This is a genomic window from uncultured Porticoccus sp., from assembly GCF_913061305.1.
Lineage (GTDB): Bacteria > Pseudomonadota > Gammaproteobacteria > Pseudomonadales > Porticoccaceae > Porticoccus.
In genome coordinates, this window is record NZ_CAJXST010000006.1 from 77,055 (window position 1) to 93,519 (window position 16,465).

Annotated in this window: 17 protein-coding genes and 1 tRNA gene; 7 read left to right on the top strand and 11 right to left on the bottom strand. The window is 48.0% G+C overall.

Annotated features, from left to right (window positions below; genetic code table 11):
- The first annotated feature begins 47 nt into the window (after positions 1–47).
- Together QZ516_RS08720 and QZ516_RS08725 are read left to right on the top strand one after the other, a co-directional pair.
- Positions 48–1,265 carry a PQQ-dependent sugar dehydrogenase gene (locus QZ516_RS08720; RefSeq protein WP_297188513.1) on the top strand — a complete coding sequence of 406 codons (1,218 nt, stop codon included), beginning with the start codon at positions 48–50 and terminating at the stop codon, positions 1,263–1,265.
- A 152-nt stretch (positions 1,266–1,417) separates the two neighbouring features.
- Positions 1,418–1,494, top strand: a tRNA-Met gene (locus tag QZ516_RS08725).
- Between the two features lie 559 nt (positions 1,495–2,053).
- Here QZ516_RS08725 and QZ516_RS08730 read toward each other — a convergent pair.
- On the bottom strand, positions 2,054–3,325 hold the full coding sequence (locus QZ516_RS08730; RefSeq protein WP_297188516.1) for a DUF2254 domain-containing protein: 1,272 nt from the start codon (positions 3,323–3,325) through the stop codon (positions 2,054–2,056).
- 571 nt (positions 3,326–3,896) lie between these two features.
- On the opposite strand from QZ516_RS08730, the gene QZ516_RS08735 reads away from it, so the two are divergent.
- Positions 3,897–4,061, top strand: coding sequence for a DUF1328 domain-containing protein (locus QZ516_RS08735; RefSeq protein WP_297188518.1), 165 nt, complete (start codon positions 3,897–3,899; stop codon positions 4,059–4,061).
- Positions 4,062–4,492: 431 nt separating this feature from the next.
- On the opposite strand, the gene QZ516_RS08740 is transcribed toward QZ516_RS08735, so the two are convergent.
- From QZ516_RS08740 to QZ516_RS08750, 3 genes are all read right to left on the bottom strand, one after another.
- Entirely contained in the window at positions 4,493–5,635 is a 1,143-nt protein-coding gene (locus QZ516_RS08740) for an AI-2E family transporter (RefSeq protein WP_297188520.1), read from the bottom strand.
- Positions 5,636–5,993: 358 nt separating this feature from the next.
- Positions 5,994–6,455: a hypothetical protein gene (locus tag QZ516_RS08745; RefSeq protein WP_297188522.1), complete on the bottom strand. Its 462-nt coding sequence runs from the start codon at positions 6,453–6,455 to the stop codon at positions 5,994–5,996.
- A 6-nt stretch (positions 6,456–6,461) separates the two neighbouring features.
- On the bottom strand, positions 6,462–6,785 hold the full coding sequence (locus QZ516_RS08750) for a hypothetical protein (RefSeq protein ID WP_297188524.1): 324 nt from the start codon (positions 6,783–6,785) through the stop codon (positions 6,462–6,464).
- Between the two features lie 254 nt (positions 6,786–7,039).
- On the opposite strand from QZ516_RS08750, the gene QZ516_RS08755 reads away from it, so the two are divergent.
- From QZ516_RS08755 to QZ516_RS08765, 3 genes are all read left to right on the top strand, one after another.
- Positions 7,040–7,477 carry an MgtC/SapB family protein gene (locus tag QZ516_RS08755; RefSeq protein WP_297188526.1) on the top strand — a complete coding sequence of 146 codons (438 nt, stop codon included), beginning with the start codon at positions 7,040–7,042 and terminating at the stop codon, positions 7,475–7,477.
- Positions 7,478–7,663: 186 nt separating this feature from the next.
- Positions 7,664–9,016: a sigma-54 dependent transcriptional regulator gene (locus QZ516_RS08760; protein WP_297188528.1), complete on the top strand. Its 1,353-nt coding sequence runs from the start codon at positions 7,664–7,666 to the stop codon at positions 9,014–9,016.
- Between the two features lie 171 nt (positions 9,017–9,187).
- Positions 9,188–9,466, top strand: a complete 279-nt coding sequence (locus QZ516_RS08765) for a PRC-barrel domain-containing protein (protein ID WP_297188530.1) — start codon at positions 9,188–9,190, stop codon at positions 9,464–9,466.
- Between the two features lie 113 nt (positions 9,467–9,579).
- On the opposite strand, the gene QZ516_RS08770 is transcribed toward QZ516_RS08765, so the two are convergent.
- From QZ516_RS08770 to QZ516_RS08785, 4 genes are all read right to left on the bottom strand, one after another.
- Positions 9,580–9,780, bottom strand: a complete 201-nt coding sequence (locus QZ516_RS08770; RefSeq protein ID WP_297188532.1) for a CsbD family protein — start codon at positions 9,778–9,780, stop codon at positions 9,580–9,582.
- Positions 9,781–9,887: 107 nt separating this feature from the next.
- On the bottom strand, positions 9,888–10,562 hold the full coding sequence (locus tag QZ516_RS08775) for a BON domain-containing protein (protein WP_297188534.1): 675 nt from the start codon (positions 10,560–10,562) through the stop codon (positions 9,888–9,890).
- Positions 10,563–11,089: 527 nt separating this feature from the next.
- Positions 11,090–11,248 (bottom strand): YqaE/Pmp3 family membrane protein, encoded by a 159-nt coding sequence (locus QZ516_RS08780; protein ID WP_297188536.1) that lies wholly within the window; start codon positions 11,246–11,248, stop codon positions 11,090–11,092.
- 117 nt (positions 11,249–11,365) lie between these two features.
- Positions 11,366–11,530 carry a hypothetical protein gene (locus tag QZ516_RS08785; RefSeq protein WP_297188538.1) on the bottom strand — a complete coding sequence of 55 codons (165 nt, stop codon included), beginning with the start codon at positions 11,528–11,530 and terminating at the stop codon, positions 11,366–11,368.
- Positions 11,531–11,936: 406 nt separating this feature from the next.
- Here QZ516_RS08785 and QZ516_RS08790 point away from each other — a divergent pair, with 406 nt between their 5' ends.
- The gene (locus tag QZ516_RS08790) at positions 11,937–13,166 is read left to right on the top strand and encodes a phospholipase D-like domain-containing protein (RefSeq protein ID WP_297188540.1); all 1,230 of its coding nucleotides are present in this window, start codon (positions 11,937–11,939) and stop codon (positions 13,164–13,166) included.
- A 173-nt stretch (positions 13,167–13,339) separates the two neighbouring features.
- On the opposite strand, the gene QZ516_RS08795 is transcribed toward QZ516_RS08790, so the two are convergent.
- From QZ516_RS08795 to QZ516_RS08805, 3 genes are all read right to left on the bottom strand, one after another.
- A complete protein-coding gene (locus tag QZ516_RS08795; RefSeq protein ID WP_297188542.1) occupies positions 13,340–13,864 on the bottom strand; it encodes a helix-turn-helix domain-containing protein in 525 nt (174 codons plus the stop codon).
- Between the two features lie 2 nt (positions 13,865–13,866).
- On the bottom strand, positions 13,867–15,144 hold the full coding sequence (locus QZ516_RS08800) for a site-specific integrase (RefSeq protein WP_297188544.1): 1,278 nt from the start codon (positions 15,142–15,144) through the stop codon (positions 13,867–13,869).
- Between the two features lie 228 nt (positions 15,145–15,372).
- Positions 15,373–16,407 carry a tyrosine-type recombinase/integrase gene (locus QZ516_RS08805; RefSeq protein ID WP_297188546.1) on the bottom strand — a complete coding sequence of 345 codons (1,035 nt, stop codon included), beginning with the start codon at positions 16,405–16,407 and terminating at the stop codon, positions 15,373–15,375.
- Positions 16,408–16,465 lie beyond the last annotated feature (58 nt).

A 16,465-nucleotide genomic window follows, 5' to 3' on the forward strand; every position in this document is an offset into this window, starting at 1 on the left:
GCGGGCGTTTTGCTGTACAGACTGCCGTCCAACCCTATAATGCAGCCATGGCTAAATCACTGAAGGTCCTGATCCTCGGTCTTCTGCTGACGGTCCTGCTACTGGTTGCACTGACGCGCCATGTGCCGGGATTTCAGATCAGCAGCTTCCCGGTGCTGGTCAACACCCTGGCGGGAACCGGCAGTCCTGTTGATCTGGAGACCATTACCGATCAGCTTGTCACCCCCAAGGGGTTTGAACTCACGCTTTTTGCCGACAACATTCCCAATGCCCGTTTTATGAAAACCACCCCCGCCGGTCAACTGTTAGTCAGCTCACCGAAAACCGGCACCGTCTACCTGCTGGCCGATACAAATGGCACCGGCAAAGCCGATCAGCACATCCCGCTAATCGGTGGCCTGAATCGCCCACACGGACTCGATATTCTCCATGACGGTAAGACTTCGTGGCTTTACATCGCCGAAACCAATGCGGTAGGCCGTATCGCCATAGACTGGTCAACGGCATCCACCAACGGCGACTACCAACGACTGATCACCAACCTACCCAATGCTGGCGGCCACTGGACCAGAACGATCCAGTTTGGCACCGATGGCTGGCTTTATCTTACTGTCGGCTCAAGCTGCAACGTCTGCGAGGAAACCGATCCCCGGCGAGCCGCCATGATGCGCTACCGACCGGACGGTTCCGGCGAACAGATTTACGCCACCGGCCTGCGCAACAGTGTGGGGTTTGACTGGGCACCCTGGGATAACAGCCTCTACGCCACGGACAATGGCCGGGATATGCTTGGTGACGATTTCCCACCCTGTGAACTGAACAGGATCAAAGCGGGTGGTTTTTACGGCTGGCCCTATATCAACGGGTTTGGCGATCTGGACCCCGATTTGGGGCAAAACAAACCGGCGAAAGATCAAGCCGCCCTGCTCGCCACCAGTATTTCACCGGTCTTCGGCTTTCGAGCCCACAACGCACCACTCGGCATGAGCTTTTTAAACCACCCCGACCGTCCGGAAAGGTACCGTCGCACCGCTCTGGTAGCACTGCACGGCTCCTGGAACCGTACCCAACCCGATGGCTACAAAGTCGTCGCCCTGCACTGGGATCAGCAGGGGAAAATTACCAACGAGGATTTTGTCAGCGGGTTTCTGCGCCCCGACAACGACGTGATCGGTCGCCCGGTGGATATCGAGGAGGGAATGGACGGCAGCATTTTTATCTCGGATGACTACGCCGGGGCCATTTACCGGGTTCGCTACAATTAACCCTCAACAGCCACAGTGGCAACCTGAAAATACCGCCATGACCACATAGACACCCCGGCCAGCTACCCTGATGCAGCAACTAACTACAGGCAGAATACACCTTGACAACATCCGGCAAAATCGAGAAAATTCGCGCCCGTTATTCAGGCAATGGCTACGTAGCTCAGCTGGTTAGAGCACAGCATTCATAATGCTGGGGTCGGTGGTTCAAGTCCACCCGTAGCTACCATATATTTCAATAAGTTAGGCCAGTTTTAGCCTTTCCATACTTTCTACAGTTACAACTTAAGTCAAAATTAAGTCCATTTTCGATGCTTTGCACCTTATCAATAGCAGAATATTTTAAGCATATACATACTCGCTCATGCAAGCGTTTTGGGGAAAACCCTTATTTCCACTTATTGATTACTTATTAATCCCTTATAGGCAGCCTATTTACACCTTAATTTTTACTTATTCCCTGCTACATACAAAAACCTACATTTCACCTTTATATCACCATAAATTCAACCATAGCTCCCCCACTCCTCCACCTACAAAGCGCTTATCGTTCACCTGTTAAACATGAAAAGCTTCTTTTCCTGGGACTTTCACAGTTTGGCTTCTACCCTGATTTCGGACAGCCACCTCGAGCACGCGTTTGTCAGGATGCTACGGTTAAAGTTACAGGGCAGGCATATGTGGGCCTTGGTTTGAACCTACTTCGTGCGAAGCTATAGTTCTTCACGTGGGCTCGAGTTAGCGTCGCATCCGCGGATTGTAGACGGTATAAGTAATCACCGATCTCGTCATGTGTACTTAATGTCAGCTGCGTCGCGGACTGCAGCCAGGTCTTCGGGCAAAGTCAGCGCCATTCTGGAGCGCTCCAGCGCCAATCCACGGTGATAATTGGCAGCATCTCGCATTTTCTCATCGCCGGTCGACGCCAGAGTAGATAATGCCTTCTGTAGCCGAACTGAAACCTCAACTTGACCAGCGCCGTCGCGGGCTATCACCGTAAACGCGTCATCGAACATATCCCGCACCGAAACCTCGGGTACTTCCACTCGATCGTAGATTGGTCGATTTTCATACTGAACCGATGACGGTTTAGACCAAAAATGCAATATCCGCACAAGCCTTCCAATTACATCAACCGCAGTGCCAGGATCATTGACTGCGGATGACAAGGCCTTTCCGGCTATCTCTGCGAACACAACTAAACCAAATCTTGGGTCATTATAGAACCGGCGATCGGTACCTATCTCGAACGCCTCGATGACATCTTTGCAGTGAGATGTGGCAGGGTCGATACTAGAGCTAACGACATACGCCAACGGTCGATCTGGCGTAGCGAGGGTGCCCGGCAACGCCGCAACGAGCACCCGTCCGTCGGCCTTCTCAGCCCAGATTTGGAGCATGGAAATGTCGATGTCTTGTACGTAGCCGATCTTCGTCGCGAACACCGCCTGCCCCACTGGGTAGTCTCGGGCCACGGCCCCCTGAAGGGTTGGAGCATCACGCCGTCGCTTCAAGGCGTCGTATGTTGCCTTCTCCACCTTGTCCAGCGTAGACCCCATCCTCCCAAGGCGGGCGATGCTATCGACCCAGCGCACGAAGATAAAAATAACCATGCTGAATACAAGCGCTGTCATGACAAAGAGGATGAAAATCCCCCCAGTCTGGTAGTAGTCGTTCTTAAGTGCTGTGAGTGCGACGATGGAAAAAATGAAGGTGCCAACAAAAGCCGAAAGGGCGTTCTGTGATGCATTGTCCGCGATGAGCAGCGCAAATGCCCGTGGCGTTGCCGTGTTGCTTGCGGCCGCGTAGGCTGAAACCATTGATGCCACTGAAAATGTGGCAATGACCAACATACTGGCGGCCATGACGGACAGCAGCTTCTCGACTGATTCCAAAGTGACCTTTGGTACAAATTGCCTTAACTGGGGTCCATCAAAAAGTGTTGCAACAAAAACGAGGCCAATCGACAACAAGCAAACCGTCAATGGTTTTACCCAAAGACGCTCGCGAAGCCGACTGACCAACAAGCTGATGCGTTTTTTTGGAACCGTGGAAGTCATCTCGATTATCTCTGCGCCAAGTGTAACCGTAAATTCAACTCGGCTAACGCAAGTAAGGCGCCAAAACCAGCCCAATTGCGGTAGCAATGCCGACGGTCTAAGGCAGATTAAACAAGAATAGTGGAACTGACCAGCAGTTTTTCTGTGAACAAAATTTGACCCTTTTTATCGATGTGAACGAAATAATTTCAGAGTGTGCCGATGGGGGGCTACCCCACTTCTCCGGGTGGTTTAAAAGCAGCTGAAGCTTTAGCTCCTGCCTAGCAGTATCTGTCTTTGAATCAACCGTAAAGCAACTTTGGTATCTGAAACCGCAAACACAAGGAACACTCAATGTCACAAGCAAGCCGTTTTTTCATTGCGCAGAGCAACACCATAGGTAATTTTTACCATTTTTTGAAAAAATTACCTATGGTGTTGCTCTGCGCGGTGCAAAAAGAACGAATATGCGCGAACTACCTAGCTGCATCTCTAGTGGCATAGTCCTTGCTTGATACAAACTCAAGTGCTGATCGTATTCTACGTTCAGCACTGTTAAAAAACGTTAATAACGTTAAAAAGGAGAACACATATGATAGGTTGGGCAGTAACATTTTTAATAATCGCACTAATCGCGGGCGTCTTGGGGTTTTCTGGAATAGCGGGGACTGCGGTAAATATTGCTTGGATCTTGTTCGTGGTAGGTCTGATCTTGGCCGTTATTTTCTTCATTACCGGCCGCCGTCCTCCACGGTAGCGCACGAGAATAATAACGGCGTACCGCATTCGTCGTACACGAACTATATTGGTGTTTAGACTGGTAACGCCGCAGCATATCTTCCCTTTTAATTCGATCTCAAGGATCGGGATATGCTTGCGGCGAAACAGGTCAACCTAGTAGGTAAAATTACATTCTCAGGTTCGAGTGGACGTTACGTATCTCAATTTTCCACGACCACTGTTTGAATTTTATCGCGTAGCATCGAGGGTAGAGTACTTCACCATTAAGCTCTTTCATTGTCTTGGTAGGCACCGCGCCGCAGAACAGAGTAGCGGAAGCAATTAACCCCCAGCAACTACGTTGCTTTTTATGAACTTACACAGACAAACAAACAGTCGCATTTTACGTCGACTTCGACGTTTCCTGGACCGAACTGCTTTGCGATGCTGATCTATCGTCGTTGTGGTTCATTTTGATAGCAAAGGGGCCAGCGCGGACACACTCGGTAAATTTTCGAGCACAATTTTTATAGCCACAACAATCGGAACGGCCAGCAACATGCCGATAGGGCCCCAGATCCAGCCCCAAAGCACCAGGAATAGAAAGACAACAACGGGACTTAGCTCAAGGCGCTGGCCGATGACCATCGGTGTAATAACCTGCCCCTCGACGGTGCTTAAACAGAGATAAAGTAATGGGCTAATAGCGGCCTTTATTGAATCTGGAAAAGTAGTGATACCAACAAATGCAAGGACTAATATGGTAACCATCGGCCCTACATAGGGAATAAAGTTGAGCAGGCCAGCGACGATGCCCCACAACCAGGGATCTTCAAAACCGAGAAGATACATGGTGCTCGTAACAACCAAACCCAACACAGTATTAATGCAGGTGATGGTGACGAGGTATGTCGATATACTCTTCCTTATGTCAGATATGACCACTAAAATGCGACGTCGCTCGGCGAAACACCTACCCATATGTGTAAACTTGCGACTAAAACTTCCGCTAGAAGCCAGCAGAAAGAAAGTCAAAAATATAACAATGCCTATTGAGGTTACCGATGTCGGTAACCTATCCACTAATTGACTCACCAGGTCGGGTTCTTCAATTTCAACTTTCTGAACAACCTCTGCACCAGATTTATCCAGCTCTGCCATGCCCTTCATTTCATTCGACAATTCCCGAATGTTCTCCATAGGCTGTTTCACATTGGCCAAGTTCGCACGTAAATCCCGCAGTCGTTCTGGTGCCTGACTAATCCACTGCTGCGCCGGCTCATTGAGCAAATTGATCGCGGCGACTACGATCCACACGAGCAGAATCACCAGCACTAACGCTGATACTGCTGGTTTGATACCGATGCACTGTAGACGACGTATGAGCGGCGACAACAACAGGTTAAGATAGATTGCCAGTGAAATTGGCAGCAGAATATCCGCAGCAAAGTATAGAGAATAGACGATAGCAAGCACCGCAAGTAGGCTCAGGGCTAAGGACTTTGTGCCCAGACCCTGACACTCAGGAATAATAGTAGAGCGTGTATTGGCTGCGAGGTTAGCGACGGAGCGCATTTGCTTCTGCCGTGATTTTATGGGATTACGACGCATCAACAGACTCACTATTGCTAGCCTGAAACACTGCTACAACAGGATTCTGGGATATACCTCTCTTCAGGATCAACATAGAAAAACCCGTGTAGATTAAATTAACGTCGCGAAGTGTATCACCGCGCTCAGGACACTTGTGTTTACAGTGCTGCAATCATGTTGTTGCTTGCCTTTACTGCTGACAGATTGTTCGGTGTTGACCAGATAGCCGACGAGAGCACCGCACAATCCAGCTGTCGCAAGAGTCGACGGTTTTGAAGCCGTGTGGCGTACGACTGTCCGTACCTCGTACAAATCGTGCTTAATACGCTGGCGTCTCGCTATCATTTGCGAGTACTGGTGTGCGATCGCACGTTTCTTAGCGTCCACTCGTTTCATCTTCTGATCCTGCGTCTTCCAGGAAATTACTTAACCTGGAAAATCCGACATCTTTTCCGATTTTTCGCAAGGTTTTAAACAGCCACAGCGTAATTCCTGCATTTAAAATCAAACACAACAGCAAAGCCACTGGTACCGATAATCCGGTCCAAATGCCTGCGAATATGATGGTAGCAATTGCTAAGCTCCAGGTACTAAGCAGGCCGAAGCAAAATATTACCCACAAACCAGCCATCTTCTTCAGTGATGCAACTGATAACTGGAGCTCCATCAGCCCCAATTTAGCAATCGCCTCTATCTGATCGGCACTATCGCGCGCTAAGCGGCATACGACGTCGATCAGATCACTGATTGAATCCAACGACGCCGTCGGATCGTGTATCTCTGACTCAGTCGACTGCTCTACCCCTGCCGTACCTGAACTATGAGGTTGCTGATCCATGGTCGATTACTTTTTCAGTATGACCGACAACAAATACCCCGTCGCGAAGGCTATACCAACCGACCTGACAGGATATCGGTCAACATATTTCCTGACACTGGAAAGAGACTCGCTGCCCATCTGCCGAGCCTGCTCAGACATATCGCTGACCTTGGTTCCCGCAGCCATTTGAGCCTCGCGCAAAGCACGCTCAGCCTGCGCCAGGTTGGCTGCCGCTTTGTCCACTGTGGCATGCGCTGCCTGGGCCATATGGTCCGTGGTGCTGGCGTCATCGCCGGCATGATTTTTGGTTTCAAACCCTGATTTTTTTTGAGAAGTAGAAACTGACATAATGGATCTCCTTTATTTTGCATCAACTTTACCGTTCTTCCGTAAAAAAAGCACAAATCATGCCAACAATTGTGATTGACCGAAGTAAAAGACCAGATGCAGTGGCAAAAGCTAGCTACAAGGCTGGAAGGAGAAGAGCAAAGCGACAGACGCTGACTAATCTATCGTATTTGGTTAATATTTCCGTCCATTTCACCCAAATACTTCGATTTATCTTTAATAGAGTCACACGCACTTGAAAGGATACCTGCGCTATGGACATTGACATACAATTGATATGGCATCATCTGTACACGATAGGTATCGCTTTTATACTTGCGCTGCCGATTGCCCTGAATCGGGAGTACAAGACCAACGGGGCTGGGCTGCGAACATTTCCTTTAGTAGCGATTGCAGCCTGCTCCTTCATGTTAGTCGGCATGGATGTCTACGAGGGGGCTGAGCCCGAAGCACGAATCATGTACGGCATCATAACCGGTATGGGCTTTATCGGAGGTGGGTCCATCGTCAAGAGTAGGAGACGGGCAGAAGGTACCGCAACAGCAGCAGGTCTATGGCTTACAGGCGCCATTGGTTTGTCGGTAGCCTACATGCGCTACGAAATCGCGATTGTGCTATCGAGTATCGGATTTCTGATCTTTCAGTTCTCAGGATTTATTAAAAATCGCCCCTATAGAACTAGAGAAAAGTGATATAGAAAATAATCAAATTTTAACAGATACTGTGTATCAGTTTTTCAGTGGCACCAAGATAAATATTGTTACCCTCTTTTATAGTTTTATATAAGCATTGCAAATTCTGCTGAAGTAAATCAGCAATGGATATATATTTGAGACTATGATGGCGTCTTCCGATTAAATAGATTTAAGGGATAACCTATGCTTCAAGCGCTTCTGGTCGATAGAAACGAGGGTAGTCTCGAAAAAGTCCGGGAGATTTTCAGCGCGCATGGTTTTTCAACTGATGTGGTGCAAAGCTCGGCCGAAGCGCGTGATCTTCTTCTTCGGATTCGACCCGAGGTCTTGCTAATTAATCTGGATGGAAAGAGCATCACACATAGAGCCAAACTGTTCACGTTTCTAAACGAGTCTAACCTCGCTGATGTCACCGAGATATTCCTGATGAGTAGTAGCCCCTCGTATGTCCAGGCGGCAGAGGGTATGCGGGTTGGAGCAAGCGATATTTTTGAGTATCCCTGCAATCTCGATAAACTGGGCGAAGCACTGGCAAGGTACAAGCAGAAGATGACCTGTGACGCCCTTGAACAGAACGAAGCCCACAAGAGCGGGCGCGGACTGATGCTGGGCGAATCACCCCCCATGCAACGTTTATACAGAATAATACGCAAAGTGGCGCCCAATGATGTATCGGTATTTCTTGTCGGAGAGAGCGGCTCTGGCAAGGACCTCGTGGCCCGCACGATTCACGAACTCTCCTCGCGTAATAAGTGCCCCTATGTAGCGGTCAACTGCGGAGCAATCGCTGCGGAACTGGCGGAAAGCCAGCTATTCGGGCACACTAAAGGCGCTTTTACCGGAGCCAGTAGCGCGCACGCCGGCTTTTTCGAACAGGCCGAGGGCGGCACGTTATTTCTGGACGAACTGACCGAGATGCGGCTCGACTTGCAGGTAAAACTGTTGCGTGTGCTGGAAAACCAGACCTTCCAGCCCGTTGGGGCGGAGCGAGCCAAGAGTAGCAATGTTCGTATTATTGCCTCCAGTAACAGAAATATCGACGAGGCGATCGGGCAGGGAGTGCTGCGCCAGGATCTGTATTATCGCATTGCGCAATTCCCTCTTGAGATACCGTCATTACGCGAGCGCAGCGATGACATTGTGCTCCTTGCCGAGGCATTTCTGGCCGAGGAGTGTGAAGCGAACAATATTGCCAAACATTTCTCGGACGAAGTGCTCGATGTGCTACGCATTTATCACTGGCCGGGCAACGTGCGCGAGTTGCGCAACGTAGTTGCCCGCGCATTTTTGTTGGCCGGCTCGGAGGTGATGCTGGACGATTTACCGGGCGAACTGGTATCGAGCGACTCCTCGAAAGGAGATTTTATCCGACTGTCAATGGGTCAAACCCTGGAAGATATCGAAAAACGTATCATACTGGCCACGCTGGAAAACCATGACGGCAATAAAACCTTAGCCGCCAAAGAGCTCGGGGTCAGCCTTAAAACACTCTACAACCGCCTCAAACGCTACGAGCAGCATAACTATAGCCTGTAACCCCACTGCTCTCGGGCAGTGATTTCTACACAAAGGTATTTCCGCTCACTTATCCCTTCTCCCGTTTTATCTCAAGGCAGTTCTACGATCGCTGGCTGCCTAAGAAGCAGCGGTCTTTGGCTCAGAATGTGCATGCAATACAGAAAAAACCTGAGAGTTATGGGAGGGATCATGCCACACAGACTTGCTAACCTTGAGCTGAGTCAATTACTCAGCAGTCCAGTAAAAAGTAATGACGGTCAAATACTTGGGCATATCAATGACATTATTCTCAATGCACAGAATGGTCGTATTGAATATGTAAAATTATCACTTGAAACTAACGAATACGTGGCAGCTCAGTTCGTGGCTATTCCCTGGAGTCAGTTTAAGTTAGTCAATATCGAGGTGGATGTGGAATTGAACATCAGCCTAAAAGCTTTAAAGATTTGCGCTACATCGGCGCGGTGATTTAATGCATGGTACGTTAATAAAATGTAGGTGGTCGCAACTGTCCAAAAGAAGAGGCCGACCGACAACCATGGCGGCTAGCGGCGGCCTCTCTATCAGCTGCTAACGCAACACTACAAATCGCTGTTGCGTAATGCTTCGAACTCGCGCTCTGCCTCCTCCTTACCTTTGCCGTACTTCTCTTGCATAAAGCCAACAAACTCATCGCGCCGGCCCTTGATTCGATCCAAGTCGTCGTCGGTGAGATCACCCCACTTTGCCTGGATTTTTCCTTTCATCTGATTCCATTTACCTTCTGCAATATCCTGATTCATAATCGACTCCTTGTTGCTGATAATAAGTACTACATTTGTGAAGCACCTTACGGGGCCTCACATATACTTCTAGGTACGGGCCAGATACACTGCCGCCCGCCTGCTACCTACTTTGCACGCAGCTCGTTCTTGACATCAACAACCCCATCGACATTGCCAACCAGCTTCTCTGCAAGGTCCTTCTCAGTGGATGAAGCGACAGTACCCTTGAGGGTGACCTTACCTTTCCAAGTATCCACATTTATCTTCAACCCTTGAGTGTTGCTGTTGGCAAGCAATTCCATCTTGATTTCAGCGGTAAGAGTGGCGTCGTCTACCTGCTGAGAAAACGAGCGGTCATTGTTCTTGTCATGACCGTCATTTTTAGTCTTACCTTCTGGAACAACCTTCAGTTCGTTGTTCACGTGCTCTATACCATCCACACTCAGAGCAATTTGCTCGGCCAGTTCCTTGTCTATGTCGGACTCTACCTCACCTTCTAACTCTACGGAGTTACCATCTACTTCAGAGTCAATGGTAAAGTTGTTTAGATGCCGATTTAAAAGAAGTGCTGTTTCCACTTTACCGTCCAGCCATGCCTCTCGTACGTCAGACTTAACCTTGTCCATATCGTATTTTGACTCGCCGGCAAGCATATTCGTATCCTGCGCCTGTTCAGTGGAGTGCGTTTTCTCCGTTTTCGCCGAACTGTTTTCCGCCACAACATAACCGGAAGCACCTAGTGCAACCGCCAGAGCAAGAGCCTTATATGTAAAGCCTGCGATACCCGTTTTAGTCTTCATGACATTCTCCTAATCAGTAAATCCATAACGGCGGCCAAGTAAAGCGCCGCCTCAAAATTACTACAAGCAGGTTCTGTGCCAACCCTAATCCCCAAGCGTAGCTCTAGCCGCAAATGCTTGCGGTCGCCTTCGAATCGGAAAGAGTTCACTCGGTATTAAAGACAAACGACACTAAAAGATATGTACTGATGTGTAACTTTTACATGATTGGATTGTGAAAATTACCATCAAAAGTGACGTCACCGTGGTTCAGTTGCACAAACAAACCCATGTATCCAGTCACATAATGCAGGTCGATCCCGGAGGCAGCGCTTTTTCAGCCGGATCTGAATTGGGTCTATACCAGATACTCTGGCAGCGGGCATTCATACATGCGACGCACCTGATGCGATTGATTAGGCTTGAGCGAAGAGCAGATAGAACAGGCCAAGAGAGCTGCTGGAGAAGGAAGCCCTTCCACCTATTACTTAGCCACTGCTAAGCAGAGAGCTAGGGCATTTCAGAAAAGGAACGATTACAGACAGGCATTAGCGGGTTGTAATAATCCAAATAGCGTGAAGAACACCCGGAATATAACCCAACATCGTCAAGAGTATGTTCACCCAAAATTGAAGCCCGATACCCACCTGAAGGAAAACTCCAAGCGGAGGGATGAGGATCGAAAAAATGATTCTTAGAAAATCCATATTCGCTGCACCTCTCCACAATAAATGGCTCTACGGGCTGTTACATAGAGCTGGAACTTATAGCAGTGCAGTTCGCTCCCATACTAGTTGAGAGCAAACCGCACAAGCAGTTGGAGCTCAATCAGTAGCATCTTCAATCGAGCGCTCAGCATCTTGGGCTGCTTCATCCACCTCTTCGCCAAACTTCTCTGCCGGGCCCTGATCATCACAAGCAGACAAACCTAGTATTCCAAACGAACTCAGTAGAAGTATTGCGAGAAGCTTTCGAGTATGCATTTTCATTGATAGTCTCCGTTTTGGTTGATTAATGGGGAGAAGCAATTCTCAAGCACTCATTATGGATTGATAATCAGCACTTTTACTTTCGATTTTAACCCGCAGGGTTACGACCGACAGAAGCTTTATAAACTATCTGTTTAAAAAATAATACATCTCTTTTTCATATTTTATGCTATTTAAGGCTACTTATAGGGTAACGGGGCAAGACCATACCGAGAAAAATACACGAACCCAAAAAGCGCGTTAGCTCCTAACACACCCCACTATGATCGATCCTCTTAGCACTGTTTTTTAGTAGCCAGGAACAGAGCATTTAGATAAAAAGAAAACTCGGATGGTAGTTCCAACACAAAAAAGAGCTAGTTGCGGTGTGCGAATTGATAGAAACTAGGCAAAGAAAAATACTCGATTGAAAACTGACACTCATTTATTTAAATCGATTGAGGTTGCAGGCGGCATGCGACACAAAAGCTCAATACCGGACGCAATGCCCGAAATAGGTTTTCGGCTCAATGAACTATTTAAGCCTCCTCTGTTGTCAGGTCATCGAATACAGCCATTAATTAACGGCGACCAAATCTTTTCGTCGATGCTGCAAGCAATTGCTGAAGCACAGCAAGAAATCTGTTTTGAAACATTCATTTATTCCTCCGGAGAGATAGCACAGCAATTTGCAACAGCGCTTATCGACGCTGGGGAGCGCGGCGTCAAAATTTTTGTCTTGCTGGATTGGTGGGGCGCAAAGGACATAGATGTCGACCTCATAGAACACATGCACAATGCAGGCGTTAGCATTCGTTTTTTTAACCCCCTTCGATGGTGGCAGCTCCACCGAATGAATTACCGGACTCATCGCAAAATACTGGTGGTTGACAGAAAGCTAGCGTTCACAGGTGGAGTAGGTATAGCGAAGGAGTGGCAGGGGAACGCGAGATCGCCGGACGAATGGTACGACATACACTATCGGATCATGGGGCCTATCGTGCGTAATATTCGTGAGGCCTTTCGAGAGCTTTGGTCGGAAGTGCTTCAAGAGCCTCTACTATGCCCAGATGACGATACACCACCAGCTCGACACTCTACAGACACAGTAGCGGCGCAAGTGCTGAGTAGTTCGCCTCGAGGGGGAAGCGAACTCATTTATCAACTGTTCCGGTATGCTCTCGACACAGCAACCGATTCGGTGCAAATCACTACCGCGTATTTTGTGCCAGATCAGGATATGATTTCTGCCATAATTTCTGCCGTAGAGCGCGGTGTCAAGGTAGAAGTGATGGTGCCGGGTCCACATATTGACTCCCAAATAGTGCGGTACAGCTCCAAGGCCTCTTGGGGCAAGCTGTTGAGTGCAGGCGTGCGTATACTCATTTACCAACCTACGATGTTGCATGCGAAGACCACCATTATCGATAATGATTGGACAATACTTGGCTCCGCCAATTTTGATAACCGGTCGTTTTCTCTCAACGATGAGATTATCCTGAACGTTTGTAGCGAGGAGTTTACGGCTACACACAGAAAAATCTTCATAGAAAACTGCGAACATTGCCAGCTTTTCAGTTATGAGGATTGGCGTCGACGTGGACTGATATCGCGTTTAAAAGAAGTGTTGTCAGATTTTCTAAGGCCACACTTGTAAGGAAACCCCACTAAAAACTAACAACGTATTCAAGAGCCACTGGCTTTTGATCTCGGAATTGATAGAGTTAGCTTGCTTGTGCGGTAAGGGAAATAAAGACATCATGAGCCCATTTAATAACTTAATCGAAGTGATAATTTGACAGCCTGAGATTTACCGATGAAATTTTTCACTCAATTCTGGTCACTCCAAGCATCAAGTGCCTCTTGTGTATAACGGATAGATCGGGAGCCCACTTTTTGATATTTGGGCCCGGTGCCATTCACTCTGTATTTATCCAGGGTGTTTCTGGTCAAACCAAGGTGATCAGCCGACTCTTTTACGGTGAGCAGTTTTTTAGTTTTTTCAGAGCTATTACTTTGACTTGGAAACCCTTTTGATGCCTCTGGATTGACGCGTTCAACAAAGACAGCACCCATCATTATTTCCAGTGGTTCTTCCAAAACAAAGCTCCGGCCGTGCTGAAGCACCTTTTTACAAACAATGTGATCACTGACAATGGCCTTTGATATATCTGATGAATTGAGTTGAACCCAGCCGTCAATGCTGTCCGGCGGGCTTTGTTTCACTCTCCACTCATTAGCCATGACAAATAAGGGAAATTGACCATGACCTGCCGCCTGAATCACATCCCCAATGGGGTTTTGCCAATCCCTGGCCGCTTCGATAATGGTCTGGTAAGGCGTATCAAGTTCCATCTCTACACTCTTAACTCTGTAACATTCGCTGTCAGCCAGGGTGCCGTTAATTTGGCTACCGCTTGTGCTTTATGGTCTGGAGACAAGTGGGCATAGCGTATAGTGACACTTAAATCTGCATGGCCCAACAGTTCGCGAATGGTATTCAAGTCTTCACCCAACATCACCAGGCGACTGGCAAAGTGGTGTCGCAGGTCATGCCACCGAAAATCTTTAATCTGGGCTCTGGCTAACACGTTATACCAGGAACGTTTGATGTCCCGCAAAGGCTTGCCGCTTCGACCAGAAAAGACATACTGCTCGCGCCTTTCCTGATCCTGCCATTGTGAGAGCACTCTCAGTGCCTCTTCGTTTAATGGAATATAGCGAGTTTTATTACTTTTTGATTTTTCTGCCCGAACAGTCAGCTGCTTCAAGGTGAAGTTAATATCTCGCCATTCGAGAGAGAAAACTTCTCCCTTACGCATCCCTGTGTTCAACGTTAGGATAACCATAGGCTTTAGAAAATCAACATAGGTGTCCTTCCTCAAGTCCGGAAAAAGGACATAACCTCGTTGAGATAAATGTTCATTATGTCGCTCTCTGCCCTTACGGATATCTTCTTCCCTTGCATCCAACGCTTGGCGAAGAGCGATTTCTTCCTCATCCCTGAGGTAGCGAACCCGTGTTAAACGATCAACCGAATAGCTTTTCACACTGGCAATCGAGTTATAAGAGATCAAATTCCATTCCGTTGCTTTGGAGAGACAGCCCCTTAGTGCCATGATATCCCGATTGATGGTTGTCTTCGAGATACCTTGGGAGAGACGTTGCCTTCGCCAGCGTTCAATTTCCAAGGGGTTAATGGTATCCATCGCCCTGTTTAACAGGAATTGAAACTGGCGTTTTAGGCGTTTAATGGTTTCAGGGCCTCGCTTGCGGTGATCGTCTAGCCAGTCGGCATATTCGTTGTCAATGAACCATGATAGTAATTTGCGGGATTGCAGCTGTTTTTCCCGTTTGATTATTTGCTTGCGAAGTTGCACATCGGTGCCGCTGGCCACATCACCGGCCAGGGTCTTTGCCTTTCGCCTTGCCTCATTCGGCTTTAACTCACCGACACGACCGATTTTTATCCGTTTACGGGACCCCCCCTTATCGCGGTAGGAAAAATAATAGACTTTCCGTCCACTAGGCTGGATACGCAGAATAAACCCTGGCAGTTCGCTATCGGAAACCTCATAGGGTTTTGGTTGAGGGTTAGACCGATCTAGTGTTGATGCAGTAATCTTGGCTTTCATAACAAAAGCCCCTTCAGTATTAAGTCCATATTAAGTCCACTTTTTGTCCAAAACTATCCAGTACGCACAATGGATCAGAAACAACTTACCCACAGTAACATATTGTTATAATTGAAAAAATATGGATTTTTATGGAAATTTATGGATACTTATGGAGCCCCATTTTAAATTCATAATGCTGGGGTCGGTGGTTCAAGTCCACCCGTAGCTACCAATAAAATCAAAGGCTTAGAGACAATCTAGGCCTTTTTTATTCTCAAGAACATCCACCAAAAAACCACTTTTACCCAGCGGGCCAAACGTCAATACCGAGTCCTGATAATCAGGGGCAAGGTGTGCGTAGATCATCGTGGTATTAATGTCGGTATGCCCTAAAACCTCCTGTAGTGCTCTCAAATGTCCGCCATTGATTATGTAGTGTGATGCGAAAGTATGGCGGAGAATGTGCGTCAACTGACCATCTGGTAGCTCAAGGGATGTACGAGATACCGCAGAACGAAATGCGCCCTTGCACGGGGCAAACATGCGCTGTGCTGGCAGAGGGAAAGCCTCAGAGCGTAGATAATCAGATAGACCAGGTGGAAGCCTAACAACGCGATTTTTTCCGTTCTTGGTATCTTCATAAACTACACGATCATCAAATAGCTGCGAACGGCAGAGGCTGTTCGCCTCAGTGAAACGAGCACCAGTAGCCAGGCAAAGAAGCACCACCGGCAGCAGGTGGCTATTAGTCGACTCTTTACAGGCATCGATCAGAATTGATATTTCATCATTCAACAGATAGCGAAGTTTTGAAGCTGGGAGTTTATACGTCCTGATTTTCTTTAATGGGTTCTCACCTCTGTACTGATCGAGGCGTATCAGCTCGTTGAGGACAGCACGAAGATAGCGGAGCTCATGATTCAGTGTCGATTTGCTGCGGCCTTTTTTTAAAGCTTTCTCGCGGTAGTGGGCAAAGGTGGACGCCGTGAAATTGGTTACAACCGGATCACCAAGAGACTCACAGAGAGCCAGTGTCCGGCTCAGGCGATACTGATGGTCTTTTAAGGTGGACCCGTGCAACCTGTACCAAAGGTGCACAAGCTGTGAGAGTCGGCGGGCATCTTTTTGAAAGGATTTAGGCGATTTACCAAATTCAGCCAAAATTTGAGACTGGCGGAGTTTAGCTTCTTTCTGAGTACTGAAACGCTGCTGAATCCGAGGGCCTCTAGTGCCAGCTGGTCGAAAATCGAGAAGCCAGGTTGAACCATCTTTTTTTATCATCTAATTACAACAACTTATGCGTTAACTGCTCAAGATCTTGAGCGTGTTTTTTAAATAA

What these genes read in the sequence shown, in the direction of transcription:
- QZ516_RS08720 (WP_297188513.1), top strand. Translation starts at nt 48, where the DNA reads ATGGCTAAATCACTGAAGGTCCTGATCCTCGGTCTTCTGCTGACGGTC.
- QZ516_RS08770 (WP_297188532.1), bottom strand. Translation starts at nt 9,780, where the DNA reads ATGAATCAGGATATTGCAGAAGGTAAATGGAATCAGATGAAAGGAAAA.
- QZ516_RS08795 (WP_297188542.1), bottom strand. Translation starts at nt 13,864, where the DNA reads ATGGAACTTGATACGCCTTACCAGACCATTATCGAAGCGGCCAGGGAT.
- QZ516_RS08775 (WP_297188534.1), bottom strand. Translation starts at nt 10,562, where the DNA reads ATGAAGACTAAAACGGGTATCGCAGGCTTTACATATAAGGCTCTTGCT.
- QZ516_RS08785 (WP_297188538.1), bottom strand. Translation starts at nt 11,530, where the DNA reads ATGAAAATGCATACTCGAAAGCTTCTCGCAATACTTCTACTGAGTTCG.
- QZ516_RS08780 (WP_297188536.1), bottom strand. Translation starts at nt 11,248, where the DNA reads ATGGATTTTCTAAGAATCATTTTTTCGATCCTCATCCCTCCGCTTGGA.
- QZ516_RS08805 (WP_297188546.1), bottom strand. Translation starts at nt 16,407, where the DNA reads ATGATAAAAAAAGATGGTTCAACCTGGCTTCTCGATTTTCGACCAGCT.
- QZ516_RS08760 (WP_297188528.1), top strand. Translation starts at nt 7,664, where the DNA reads ATGCTTCAAGCGCTTCTGGTCGATAGAAACGAGGGTAGTCTCGAAAAA.
- QZ516_RS08740 (WP_297188520.1), bottom strand. Translation starts at nt 5,635, where the DNA reads ATGCGTCGTAATCCCATAAAATCACGGCAGAAGCAAATGCGCTCCGTC.
- QZ516_RS08745 (WP_297188522.1), bottom strand. Translation starts at nt 6,455, where the DNA reads ATGGATCAGCAACCTCATAGTTCAGGTACGGCAGGGGTAGAGCAGTCG.
- QZ516_RS08755 (WP_297188526.1), top strand. Translation starts at nt 7,040, where the DNA reads ATGGACATTGACATACAATTGATATGGCATCATCTGTACACGATAGGT.
- QZ516_RS08765 (WP_297188530.1), top strand. Translation starts at nt 9,188, where the DNA reads ATGCCACACAGACTTGCTAACCTTGAGCTGAGTCAATTACTCAGCAGT.
- QZ516_RS08735 (WP_297188518.1), top strand. Translation starts at nt 3,897, where the DNA reads ATGATAGGTTGGGCAGTAACATTTTTAATAATCGCACTAATCGCGGGC.
- QZ516_RS08730 (WP_297188516.1), bottom strand. Translation starts at nt 3,325, where the DNA reads ATGACTTCCACGGTTCCAAAAAAACGCATCAGCTTGTTGGTCAGTCGG.
- QZ516_RS08750 (WP_297188524.1), bottom strand. Translation starts at nt 6,785, where the DNA reads ATGTCAGTTTCTACTTCTCAAAAAAAATCAGGGTTTGAAACCAAAAAT.
- QZ516_RS08800 (WP_297188544.1), bottom strand. Translation starts at nt 15,144, where the DNA reads ATGAAAGCCAAGATTACTGCATCAACACTAGATCGGTCTAACCCTCAA.